11 protein-coding genes are annotated in these 11,788 nt (G+C 69.2%); 7 read left to right on the plus strand and 4 right to left on the minus strand.

Annotated elements, in window-relative coordinates; genetic code table 11:
* Positions 1-210: 210 nt before the first annotated feature.
* The 5 genes from ABT147_RS41920 to ABT147_RS41940 all read left to right on the plus strand — a co-directional run bounded on the left by ABT147_RS41920 (position 211) and on the right by ABT147_RS41940 (position 2,878).
* Positions 211-906, plus strand: coding sequence for a hypothetical protein (locus ABT147_RS41920; RefSeq protein ID WP_351416659.1), 696 nt, complete (start codon positions 211-213; stop codon positions 904-906).
* Between the two features lie 19 nt (positions 907-925).
* The gene (locus ABT147_RS41925; protein WP_351416596.1) at positions 926-1,117 is read left to right on the plus strand and encodes a hypothetical protein; all 192 of its coding nucleotides are present in this window, start codon (positions 926-928) and stop codon (positions 1,115-1,117) included.
* Between the two features lie 133 nt (positions 1,118-1,250).
* Positions 1,251-1,727 carry a BlaI/MecI/CopY family transcriptional regulator gene (locus ABT147_RS41930; protein ID WP_502983257.1) on the plus strand — a complete coding sequence of 159 codons (477 nt, stop codon included), beginning with the start codon at positions 1,251-1,253 and terminating at the stop codon, positions 1,725-1,727.
* A gap of 9 nt (positions 1,728-1,736) precedes the next feature.
* On the plus strand, positions 1,737-2,270 hold the full coding sequence (locus tag ABT147_RS41935) for an amino-acid N-acetyltransferase (RefSeq protein WP_351416598.1): 534 nt from the start codon (positions 1,737-1,739) through the stop codon (positions 2,268-2,270).
* A 272-nt stretch (positions 2,271-2,542) separates the two neighbouring features.
* Positions 2,543-2,878 (plus strand): histone-like nucleoid-structuring protein Lsr2, encoded by a 336-nt coding sequence (locus tag ABT147_RS41940; RefSeq protein WP_033524724.1) that lies wholly within the window; start codon positions 2,543-2,545, stop codon positions 2,876-2,878.
* Here ABT147_RS41940 and ABT147_RS41945 read toward each other — a convergent pair.
* Complete coding sequence (locus ABT147_RS41945; protein WP_351416601.1) at positions 2,857-3,525, minus strand: SCO3374 family protein; 669 nt, start codon at positions 3,523-3,525, stop codon at positions 2,857-2,859. The two genes, ABT147_RS41940 and ABT147_RS41945, sit on opposite strands and share 22 nt — an antisense overlap.
* 430 nt (positions 3,526-3,955) lie before the next feature.
* Between ABT147_RS41945 and ABT147_RS41950 the strand changes: the two genes are divergently transcribed.
* A complete protein-coding gene (locus tag ABT147_RS41950) occupies positions 3,956-6,481 on the plus strand; it encodes an ATP-dependent Clp protease ATP-binding subunit (protein ID WP_351416603.1) in 2,526 nt (841 codons plus the stop codon).
* A gap of 80 nt (positions 6,482-6,561) precedes the next feature.
* Here ABT147_RS41950 and ABT147_RS41955 read toward each other — a convergent pair whose 3' ends face one another.
* Entirely contained in the window at positions 6,562-9,642 is a 3,081-nt protein-coding gene (locus ABT147_RS41955; protein WP_351416604.1) for an NACHT domain-containing protein, read from the minus strand.
* A 428-nt stretch (positions 9,643-10,070) separates the two neighbouring features.
* On the opposite strand from ABT147_RS41955, the gene ABT147_RS41960 reads away from it, so the two are divergent.
* On the plus strand, positions 10,071-10,685 hold the full coding sequence (locus tag ABT147_RS41960) for a M23 family metallopeptidase (RefSeq protein ID WP_351416606.1): 615 nt from the start codon (positions 10,071-10,073) through the stop codon (positions 10,683-10,685).
* Between the two features lie 16 nt (positions 10,686-10,701).
* Here ABT147_RS41960 and ABT147_RS41965 read toward each other — a convergent pair whose 3' ends face one another.
* Together ABT147_RS41965 and ABT147_RS41970 are read right to left on the minus strand one after the other, a co-directional pair.
* Positions 10,702-10,890 (minus strand): hypothetical protein, encoded by a 189-nt coding sequence (locus ABT147_RS41965; protein WP_351416608.1) that lies wholly within the window; start codon positions 10,888-10,890, stop codon positions 10,702-10,704.
* Between the two features lie 183 nt (positions 10,891-11,073).
* Positions 11,074-11,712 carry a TetR/AcrR family transcriptional regulator gene (locus ABT147_RS41970; protein ID WP_351416610.1) on the minus strand — a complete coding sequence of 213 codons (639 nt, stop codon included), beginning with the start codon at positions 11,710-11,712 and terminating at the stop codon, positions 11,074-11,076.
* Positions 11,713-11,788: the final 76 nt, after the last annotated feature.

Consider the following 11,788-nt stretch of genomic DNA (forward strand, 5'->3'; position numbering starts at 1 on the left):
CCGTTCCCCGCGCCCCTGAGAGGGGCCTGCGGCCCTCTAGGGGCGCGGGGAACGGCGCGAACGGGGTCCGGGGCGGAGCCCCGAATCTTTGACGGGGGAAAACCGTCCACGTGGGTGGAACCCCGGCGCCACGCGCGGGTGGGGCATCTCTTTTGTCTGATTAGCGCGTATCGTCGCCGCATGCCCACGCCCCACGGAACCCGCGGCGGCATGGCGTTCGGCGCCGAGGAGCTTCGCGTGCTCCGCCGTGCCCTCGCCCTCGCCCTCAACCCCAGTCCCGCCTCGGCCCAGGAGGTGCAGGACTGCCTCCGGCTCGCCGAGTCCGTCGACGAGGCGACCCGCGAGGACGCCCGTCTGAGGGCCTTCCTGCTGGCCGACCTCGCCCGCTACCGCGCCGCGCTCCCCGGTACGGTCACGGGCTACGCGGCGCTCCTCGCCCAGGCCCTGGACGCCGGGTACCGCCCCCACCCGGACGACCTCACCGCCCTGCGCGCGCTGCGCGGCAACCCCGCCGCCGCGGCCCTCCTGGAACGCTGCCGTCCGCTCGCCGACCAGGACGTGCGCGCCCGCTTCGCGGGGCGCGCGGCCACCTCGGCGGTGGTCGTCCCGGCCTCCCGCTCCGGTTCAGGCTCCGGCGCCCGCTCCCGGCTCCGGCTGACCGCCCTCCCCGGCGGCCTGTCGGACCAGGGCACGCACGCGCGCGCTGCCGCCGGGGAGCCCGCCGAACCGAAGCCCGCCCGGCCCTCCCGTCCCGCCCGGCCCGCCGAGAAGCCGGGCCCCGTCCCGCGACCCGACGCCCCGAGCCCGGCCCGCCGCCCCATCCCCACCCCCGGCGAGGTCTTCCCGCCCAAGCGGAAACCGGCCGCCCCGCCCGCGAACCCGCCCCAGCAACTGGCCGCCGTCTAGCCCTGGCTACCCTGGACCCATGGACTACGTCTCCGCGCTGCTGCCCCCCTTCGTGATGGCCGTGCTGTTCATCGCTGTCATCAGGGTGATCGTGAAGACCCAGGGCGGCCCCAACAAGGCCAAGGAGGACGCGGTCGTCGACGCGGCCCTCGCCCGCGCGGAGAACGCCCGCCAGGCCGACGGCACCCGCCCCAAGGGCACCGGCGTCTGACGCGACGCGCCCCATCGGCGTACGACTCGTGTGTTTTTCGAGTCGTACGCCCTTTTTGTTCAGTTATCTGGGATTTCTTCGGATATCGTGCGGAACTGTGCCTCGCCCATTGGGAGAACTCGAAGACGCGGTCATGACGCGGGTGTGGAAGTGGAACCGCCCGGTGACCGTTCGGGAAGTCCTGGAAGATCTTCAGCGGGAACGGACCATCGCGTACACCACGGTGATGACCGTTCTGGACAATCTCCATCAGAAGGGCTGGGTGCGCCGGGAGGCGGAAGGCCGGGCCTATCGATATGAGGCCGTCTCCACCCGCGCCGCCTACTCGGCCGCACTGATGAACGAAGCCTGGTCGCAGAGCGACAACCCCGCCGCCGCTCTCGTCGCCTTCTTCGGGATGATGAGCGAGGAACAGCGCCGGGCCCTCACCGACGCCGTACGCATGGTGCAGGGCCCTGACCCGGTCGAACCCGCCCCGGGCAAACCCGAACCGGCCGCGCCCGCCGCCCCGGCCGTCGAAACCCCTGTTGAAACCGCCGGCGAATCCGTCGAATCGTCCGGCGAAACACAGGGGACCCCCGGCGAATCCCCCGATCTCCCCGGGCGATAGCGTCCGCTCATGCCAGCAACGAGTCCTGAAGTCACCGCAAAAGCCATCACCGTCAGGCGGGCTCGGACCAGCGATGTCCCGCACGTGCGCCGCCTCCTCGACTCGTTCGTCCAGCGCCGCATCCTGCTCGACAAAGCGACGGTCACGCTTTACGAGGACATCCAGGAGTTCTGGGTCGCGGAACGGGACGACAACGCCGAGGTGGTCGGGTGCGGCGCGCTGCACGTCATGTGGGAAGACCTCGCCGAAGTCCGCACTCTCGCGGTGAACCCGGACGCCAGGGGTCTCGGCGTCGGTCACCAGTTGCTGGAGAAGTTGCTCCACACCGCTCGCTGGCTGGGTGTTCGCCGGGTTTTCTGTCTGACCTTCGAAGTGGAGTTCTTCGCGAAGCACGGCTTCGTGGAGATCGGTGAGACTCCCGTCGACACCGATGTCTACGCGGAGCTGCTGCGTTCCTATGACGAGGGCGTCGCGGAGTTCCTCGGTCTCGAACGGGTGAAACCGAACACCTTGGGCAACAGCCGGATGCTTCTGCATCTGTGATCGCCGGCGGAGACGTATTCCGGGTGCGCTCTCTTCCGGCGAGGGTCGCCTTGCCCGGGTGCCCTATGTCCGAAACGCGCACGTTTCCGGTCTTCCCCGGGCTCCTCGTCCTCTCCGCAGCCTCTCCCCGGTCTCTCCCAGGGGTTTGTGTTTTTCCTGGAAAAGCGGTTTGCTTTCCGACGTACTGCAGTACTGCATATAACAGGGGACGTTGAAACAGCGGCGCTCGCCGCAGGTCCTCGGCCCTGAAGTTATCGATGAAAGGAAATCCGGTGGCACAGAAGGTTCAGGTCCTTCTTGTCGACGACCTCGACGGCGGCGAGGCGGACGAGACCGTGACGTTCGCGCTGGACGGCAAGACGTACGAGATCGACCTCACGACCGCCAACGCGGACAAGCTTCGCGGCCTTCTCGACCCTTACGTCAAGGGTGGCCGGCGTACCGGAGGCCGTGCCGCGGGCGGGCGTGGCAAGGCCCGTGCCGCTTCCGGCGGCAGCCAGGACACCGCGGCCATCCGCGCCTGGGCGAAGGAGAACGGCTACGAGGTCAACGACCGCGGTCGCGTCCCCGCCTCCATCCGCGAGGCCTACGAGAAGGCCAACGGCTGAGATTCCGACGGCCCGGTGCTCACGCGCCGCAGCCGGACGCGGTGGCAGTGCGTCGCCACCGTGTCCACCACTCGCACGAGGTCGGGGGCGCCCCCAACGCCCCCCAACGCCGACATGCTCGGCAGCGAGGCTTCCACCTCGCACCCCGGCTCGGGGGGCCGCAGCCAGTCGGCGGCCCCCTGTGAACCGGCCCCCCGGCGTACGCCCCCGAGCCTTCCGGCCGCTCCCGGAGGCGTCGGCGCCACCATGTGACCGCCCGTTCCGACGGCAGTGAGGTCCAGGTCGAGGCCGCCCCAGTCCAGCCACTCCAGCAGACCCGGCAGTTCCTCCGCGCCGCCCGCCGCGACCAGCAGCAGCATCCGCCCGCCGCGCAGCGCCACCGGCGAGCCCGGACCGGGCACCGGACCCAGATGCCTGAGCGCCGCGACCCCCGCTTCCGCCGGTACGTCGAGCACATCGAAGCGCAGACCCGTAAGGAGATGTACGGGCGTCCCGGGCACGGTCGCCCAGCCCAGATCGTTCTCGTACCACTGGCGCACCGCTTCGCACGAGCCGTCCCACGCGTCGTCGCCCGGAATCTCACCAGGTACGGCGCCCGGGATGACGCTCGGGTCGAGCGGTCGGCGGGGAAGGGGGACGATGGCCATGTCAGGAGCAACCGTGCGAAGGACCCCGGAGTTACGCTGGGTATCGGAGCGGATGCGAAGGGTGCCGGGAAAGGGGGCGTTCCGTGATGCGGGAGGACGCAAGGATGTTCGCCCTTAGCGGAGGGAACCGGTGCATCCGGCATGGAGTGTCAGTGCCTACGGGTAAGACATCCCTAGTGGGAGGGGGCGACACGCAGGAAAGGCCGTCTCACGTTCGCCATCGGCGTACTGATGGTGGGGGTAACTGCCTGGCCTGCGGGAACATCGTCTCGCACCATCGGGTTGGAGCAGATGTCGGCGTTCGGGGTCAGGAGGCCAAGGACGGTGTCGGCAGTTGGAATGAGCGGTCCCCGCTTGCGGGACTAAGCTGCGGAAGGACAGCGAGGGGAGCGTCCCCTCACTGCCTGACCGCTCTGAGGAGCGATTAACGATGTTCGAGAGGTTCACCGACCGCGCGCGGCGGGTTGTCGTCCTGGCTCAGGAAGAAGCCCGGATGCTCAACCACAACTACATCGGCACCGAGCACATCCTCCTGGGCCTGATCCACGAGGGTGAGGGTGTCGCCGCTAAGGCCCTGGAGAGCCTCGGGATTTCGCTCGAGGCGGTCCGTCAGCAGGTGGAGGAGATCATCGGGCAGGGGCAGCAGGCCCCGTCCGGGCACATCCCCTTCACCCCCCGTGCCAAGAAGGTCCTGGAGCTGTCGCTCCGCGAGGCCCTTCAGCTGGGCCACAACTACATCGGCACGGAGCACATCCTGCTCGGCCTGATCCGTGAGGGCGAGGGCGTCGCCGCCCAGGTCCTGGTCAAGCTGGGCGCAGATCTCAACCGGGTGCGGCAGCAGGTCATCCAGCTGCTCTCCGGTTACCAGGGCAAGGAGACCGCCACCGCCGGCGGCCCCGCCGAGGGCACCCCCTCGACGTCCCTGGTCCTCGACCAGTTCGGCCGGAACCTCACCCAGGCCGCTCGTGAGTCCAAGCTCGACCCGGTCATCGGGCGCGAGAAGGAGATCGAGCGGGTCATGCAGGTGCTGTCCCGCCGTACCAAGAACAACCCGGTCTTGATCGGTGAGCCCGGCGTCGGCAAGACCGCCGTCGTCGAGGGTCTCGCCCAGGCCATCGTCAAGGGCGAGGTGCCCGAGACCCTCAAGGACAAGCACCTCTACACCCTCGACCTCGGCGCGCTGGTCGCCGGCTCCCGCTACCGCGGTGACTTCGAGGAGCGCCTGAAGAAGGTCCTCAAGGAGATCCGCACCCGCGGCGACATCATCCTGTTCATCGACGAGCTGCACACGCTGGTCGGTGCGGGTGCCGCCGAGGGCGCCATCGACGCCGCTTCGATCCTGAAGCCGATGCTGGCCCGCGGTGAGCTGCAGACCATCGGTGCCACCACGCTGGACGAGTACCGCAAGCACCTGGAGAAGGACGCGGCCCTGGAGCGCCGCTTCCAGCCCATCCAGGTCGCCGAGCCCTCGCTCCCGCACACCATCGAGATCCTCAAGGGTCTCCGTGACCGGTACGAGGCGCACCACCGCGTCTCGATCACGGACGAGGCCCTGGTGCAGGCGGCGACGCTCGCCGACCGGTACATCTCGGACCGCTTCCTCCCCGACAAGGCGATCGACCTGATCGACGAGGCCGGATCGAGGATGCGCATCCGCCGGATGACCGCGCCGCCGGACCTCCGCGAGTTCGACGAGAAGATCGCCGGTGTCCGCCGGGACAAGGAGTCCGCGATCGACTCGCAGGACTTCGAGAAGGCCGCCTCCCTGCGTGACAAGGAGAAGCAGCTCCTCGCCGCGAAGGCCAAGCGGGAGAAGGAGTGGAAGGCCGGCGACATGGACGTCGTCGCCGAGGTCGACGGCGAGCTGATCGCCGAGGTCCTCGCGACCGCCACCGGCATCCCGGTCTTCAAGCTGACCGAGGAGGAGTCCTCGCGTCTGCTGCGCATGGAGGACGAGCTCCACAAGCGGGTCATCGGCCAGGTCGACGCCGTCAAGGCGCTGTCGAAGGCGATCCGTCGTACGCGTGCCGGTCTGAAGGACCCGAAGCGTCCCGGTGGTTCGTTCATCTTCGCCGGCCCGTCCGGTGTCGGTAAGACCGAGCTGTCCAAGGCGCTCGCCGAGTTCCTCTTCGGTGACGAGGACGCGCTGATCTCCCTCGACATGTCGGAGTTCAGCGAGAAGCACACGGTCTCGCGTCTCTTCGGTTCGCCCCCCGGTTACGTGGGCTACGAAGAGGGCGGTCAGCTGACCGAGAAGGTCCGCCGCAAGCCGTTCTCCGTCGTCCTCTTCGACGAGGTCGAGAAGGCCCACCCGGACATCTTCAACTCGCTGCTGCAGATCCTGGAGGACGGTCGCCTGACCGACTCCCAGGGCCGGGTCGTGGACTTCAAGAACACGGTCATCATCATGACGACCAACCTCGGCACCCGGGACATCTCCAAGGGCTTCAACCTGGGCTTCGCGGCCTCGGGCGACAAGAAGACCAACTACGAGCGCATGAAGAACAAGGTCTCGGACGAGCTCAAGCAGCACTTCCGGCCCGAGTTCCTCAACCGTGTCGACGACGTCGTCGTCTTCCCGCAGCTCACGCAGGAGGACATCCTGCGGATCGTCGACCTGATGGTCGGCAAGGTCGACGAGCGCCTGAAGGACCGGGACATGGGCATCGAGCTCTCCTCGTCCGCCAAGGAACTGCTCTCCAAGAAGGGCTACGACCCCGTGCTGGGCGCGCGTCCGCTGCGTCGCACCATCCAGCGCGAGATCGAGGACACCCTCTCCGAGAAGATCCTCTTCGGCGAGCTGCGCCCCGGCCACATCGTGGTCGTGGACACCGAGGGCGAGGGCGAGACGGCCACCTTCACCTTCCGGGGTGAGGAGAAGTCGGCGCTGCCGGACGTCCCGCCGATCGAGCAGGCGGCCGGCGGTGCGGGGCCGAACCTGAGCAAGGACGCGTAACCGCCGCGCTCGGCTTGAGCGAAAGGGGCTGCCCCGGGACTTCGGTCCCGGGGCAGCCCCTTTTGTGGTTCGGGCCGGGTTCAGAGAACGGTGTCGGTCTTCTCGATGACAGGAGTCATCGGGAGGAGTTCGAGGACGTGTTCGGGTATGGCGGTGACCTCGGGGGCGAGATGAATGGTGAGCCGGCGCAGGTCCGGAAGGAGGTCGGGGAGTTTCGCGATGTCTTCGGTGCCGGAGAAGTTGTTGAGCCGGAAACCGGTGATACCCGGCAGTACCGGTGCGGCTTCCCAACCGGTCGCGCCCCAGTTGACACGTAATTCCGTGAGCGAGGGCATCCGGGAGATCTCCGCGAAGTCCTCGGGGGTGAGCCTTTCCGGGAGCTTGGCGAGGCTGAGCTGCTTCACCGAGTCCATACGGCCGAGTCCCCGTAGTCCGGTGAACCGCAACGCCCCCTTGGTGAATCGCAGATAGTCCAGTGGCAGACCCCGGGGAAGGGCTTCGTCGAGGGAATCGGCGTGCAGCGGGAAACCCAGGTCGAGCGCCTCCAAGGTGGTGGAAGCCGCGAGCGAATGCAGGGCGCCCGGATTCTCCAGACCGGGCAGGGAGTCCAATGCCAGCCAGGTGAGCGGGACTTCGACGAGCGGGGACAGGTCCTTCAGATGCGGGGTGCCACCGCTGATGTCCAGATGCGTGAGCCTGTCCTGCCCCGAGAGGAAGTCCAGACCGCCGAGAACCCGGTTGCCGCGAATGACGAGATTCCGCAGCCCGCCCGGCTGGAGCGCCGCGCCGAGTTCGGCGGCACCGAGATCGCCGACGATCTGGAGTTTCGCCCTGCCGCCCAGCTCCCGCAGCACACGCAGCTGCTCGGTCGAGTGGGCGGTGAAGTACAGGCCCTCTTCCCGGAGGTGGCCGATGACCTCCTCGGCGTACCGCCGGGTGCCGAACCGGTGCCAGGACCAGGCGAGCTGGGCGCGGACCCCCAGGGCCGGGTGGGCGCGGAAGCGGGCGAGGACCGGGACGGCGGCGTCGGTGCCGATCAGGGAGGCGGTGAGGACGACGGCTCTGGCCTCGGCGTCCGTGAGGCCGTCCGGGCCGGGGAGGAGCTCCAGGGCGAGGGGGCCGCACGAGGCGAGCCGGCGGGACTCCTCCGTGGTGTGCGGCGGGATCAGCGGGGCCGCGTTCCGCTCCACGGCGGCCCGGACGGCGGGGTCGAGCTGCGTGGCGTGTTCCAGACAGGCCAGCGCGAGGAGCCGTACGCGGGTGGCGTGGGCGGTGTCGGGGAGCCGGTCCGCCGAGTCGGTCAGGTCCCGTAACAGGTCGGCCCGCTCGCGTGGCCGGGCGTGGGCCACGGCCATGCGGATGACGTCGGCCCACTGCTCGTCCACCGCGTTACGGACGAGCAGGCCGAAGTCGCCGTCCTCCACGGCGGCCTTGGCGCCCAGGTAGTCCTGGAAGGTGCGGTGGACGAACTCCACGGTGCCGACGGTGGGTTCGCGCAGGAGGCCGCTGCGGACGAGGAGATGCCGGAGGATGCGCTCGGCGTCGCCCTGTCCGGCGGCGGCCGGGAGGGAGGGGAGAACATCGGCGACGATACGGACCGCGCGGTCGCGGTCCATCTCGGACTGGCTGTTGCGGATGAGCCAGTACGCGAGGCGTTGCAGCAGCTGGACCTGCTGGAGGTGTATCCCGGCAACCAGTGGCTGGTGACCTCCCGCCCCTCCGCCGTGCGGGAGGTAGCCGCGCCGGTCGCGGTGGAGAGCGCAGATCAGGCCGCACATCAGCGGATTGGTGGCGAGGCGGCCGAGGTCGGGTTTGGTGCGGACGGCGTCGAGGAGGGAGCGCTCGTAGGCGGTGAGCCGGTCCTGTTCCGTGTCCCGCGCGTCGAGACGGGCCGCCGTGTGCCAGCGGGCGACGAACGCGGCCACGTCGTCCCGGCTCATCGGGGCGAGGGCGAGTTCGGCGAAGCCTTCGCCGGCGAGCCAGTTCTCCCGTACGGCGGAGGGGCGGGAGGTCACCAGCCACTGGTTGCCGGGATACACCTCCAGCAGGTCCCGCAGCCAGCGGCGGGTGCGTTCCCGCTCCCGTTCTGGGATCTCGTCGACGCCGTCGACGAGGAGCAGACCCCGGCGGGCGGTGAGCACGCGGTCGGCCCAGGCGGTGGGCTGCGTGGCGTGGAAGGGGACGCGTACGGCGGCCAGGAAGGCGTCGGGGGCGGGGAGACCGCCGGGGTGGCGGATCAGCGTACGCAGGGGGAGGACGAAGGGGATGCGGTCCTCGCGTTCGCCCCGGGCCGCCGTCACCGCCAGCCACTGCACGAGGGTTGTCTTGCCGGAGCCGGCGACGCCGCGCAGCAGCACCCGGTCGTGGTCGGCGAGGGCTCGCTCGGCGGGGAGCGCGCCGCCGGCCGACGCGACGCGTGCGCCGTCCGGGCCGTTCGTCTCGTCGTCCTCGGCGGGGCGCAGCGCCTGGAGGCTGAGGTAGGCGGCGTCCAGGGGCCAGCGTTCCGGGGAGTCGACCAGGTCGATGCCGTAGATCGTGAGGTGGCTGTGCCTGGTGGCGATGTGGGCGAGGTAGCGGTGTTCGAAGGCGGGGTCGGTGCCGCCGGTCATGGGGGTGCGGGCGATCAGCTGGTCGACCTTGGCGATCAGCTCGGCCTGGCGGCGGGACTGTGCGACGAGGGTGCGGGCCACGAAGGTGGAGCGCTGGGTGAAGAAGTGCAGGATGTGGAGGCAGGCGGTGGTGAGCATGCGCTCGTAGAAGAGGGTCGTGTCGAACGACAGGTGGTGCGTCACGGTCCGGCTGTGCGAGCGGAGCTGGAGCGCGAGCGCCTCGTGGCCGAGTTCCACCGCCTGCACGTCGGTCATGGTGAGGTCGCCGAGGGCGTACAGCGTCTGGGTGAGGGAGGTGACGACCGCCTGTTCCTCGTGCGCGGGGAAGGGACGCTCGCCGGTCCGCAGGGCGCGTCGCACCAGCTCGGCGGCGATCTTGTCGACGTCCCGCCCGTCGAGCGTCCGCTTCTCGCCCTTGAACGACACGAGCCCGGCTATCCGCACCGGCCTGTCGACCAGTCCCGCTCCCGCTCCCTCGTTCACGAACAGCTTCTTGATCAGCGGTGTCACCGCGCTCGATGCCAGGCGGATGCCTATCGCTGATGCTTCCACTGCTCTCCCCCGGGGCGTGGTGGTCGGGAGGGGAGCCTTTCCAGCGTGTTCCGAGTGATGCGCGCCTCGTAGTCGGCGTCACATTCGTGGGGCTTCTCTTCAAGGGGGCGGTGACGTGCCGCACAGGTCATTTGTCCGGTACTAGGAGGAATAGTGGGTTGCGGTTGGCGGGCAAAACGGACTTTTAGGGCTGTGGGTGAGGGATTGAGGGGGTGTTGCGCAGGTGGGGGAGGGTTTGGGGGTGAGTGTCAAGGAGGGGGATTGTTTCGGGTGGAGTACGAGGTTTCGTCGTAGGTCACACATTTGAGGTGGTTCGGGACCGGGGGGTACCAAGGGGTGTCCCATTCGGCGGGTCGCAGAGATGCGCCGGGTGGGATTCGTGTCCGTCGAGGGCACAGTCCTTGTCTCCGTCCCCCGTGAGGTACCCCATGTCGCAGCGTGTTCGCACTCCCCGCACCCGTACGTCCCAGCTCCGTGTCCGCGCCGCCGTGATGGCCGTCGGGATGGGGGTCTCGGGTGTGCTGGGCGCCGGGGTCGCGGCCGCCGCCGGTGGGGCCGAGGCCGCGAGCACCGGCACCGCCACCGTCCAGGCCGCCGCCAAGGAGGCCGCCGCCAAGAAGGCGGCCTCCTGGATCAGCCCGGTCAAGGGCTACAAGCTGAGCGCCAGCTTCGCGCAGGCCGGCAACATGTGGTCCGCCAAGCACAGCGGGCAGGACTTCGCCGTCAAGAGCGGTACGGCGGTCGTCGCCACGCACGGCGGTACCGTCGTGAAGGCCGGCGGCAACGGCGCCGGTGACGGCCCCGCGTACGGCAACGCCGTCGTCATCAAGCACGGCAACGGCACCTTCTCGCAGTACGCGCACCTCTCGAAGGTCGGCGTCAAGATCGGTCAGGTCGTGAAGACCGGGCAGCGCATCGCCTTCTCCGGCAACACCGGTAACTCCAGCGGGCCGCACCTGCACTTCGAGATCCGTACGACCGCCAACTACGGCTCCGCCGTCGACCCGGTCGCCTTCCTCCGGACCAAGGGCATCACCATCTGAGTCACACCCGTCGAGGTCAGCACGGGCCGTGGTCCTGGCCCGTGCCGCACATCGGGGTGTCGCTGTAGTGGTCGATGAGGACGAGCATGACCAGGAACATCACCACCGTCACGGCCGCCGTGACGGCGAGGGCGACGACGTGGCGGTCGCGGGCGAACTCGGCGCGTTCCTCCTCGGTCATACGGGCGTATTCGTCGGCGTCCACGGGAGCCTCCTCGTGCGGGTGCCCGGGAGGTTCCCGAAAGCTCTGAGGGTTTACCCGGATACGGAGGCTTTCAAGAGCTTTGCGGGTGATTTCGGGGGCTTCGGGGGTTGCGGAAGGGCAGTGGAAGAGCTTCCGACGAGTTCGTGAAGGGCTTCGGAGGGCTCGGGGGGCGTCGGGGGGCTTTCAGGTGCCTTGGGTGCCCGCGTGCGCCTGTGTCACCAGGTCGATCGCGATCTCCAGGACCGCCTCGCGCTTCTCCTCGGGGTCGCCTTCGACGTCCCGGAGCACGAACATGCCGGCGTGCATGGTGAACAGGGCGCTCATGCAGCGGACCTGGTCGGTCAGGGCGGCGTCCGGTTCCTTGATGGTGTCGATCAGCTGGATCATGCGGTCCTTGAACGTCTCGCCGACGCTCAGCTCGCGTACCGTCGCCTGGTTCTCCTGCATGAAGCGGAACAGGGGGGCGACGTCGGCCAGGGCCACGCTGTAGCGGCGCAGGATCTCCCGCTTGGTGTCGAGGGTGCGCGGCTGGGTGCCGGCCCATTCGATCAGCTCGTCGATCGGGCGCCGCAGGTCCTGGAAGAGGCCGATGAGGATGTCTTCCTTGGTCTTGAAGTGGTAGTAGAGCGCCGCCTTCGTGACGTCGAGGCGTTCGGCGATCTCCCGCAGCGAGGTCTTCTCGTATCCCTGTTCGGCGAAGAGTTCGAGGGCGACGTCCTGGATGCGCTGGCGGGTGTCGCCGCGACGCTGCCGCTTCGGTGTCGCGCCCGCCGAGTCCGTCGCCCCGGCCGCGTCCGCCGCGTCCTCTGTCGTGCCGCTCATCCTCGTACTCCTCGCCGTCACGGATGGCCGGGGCCGGTCAAGGCTCGGCCAAGCCCGCTGAACTTACTTGACGCCC

The organism is Streptomyces sp. NPDC001868, from assembly GCF_040297125.1.
Classification (GTDB): Bacteria; Actinomycetota; Actinomycetes; order Streptomycetales; family Streptomycetaceae; genus Streptomyces.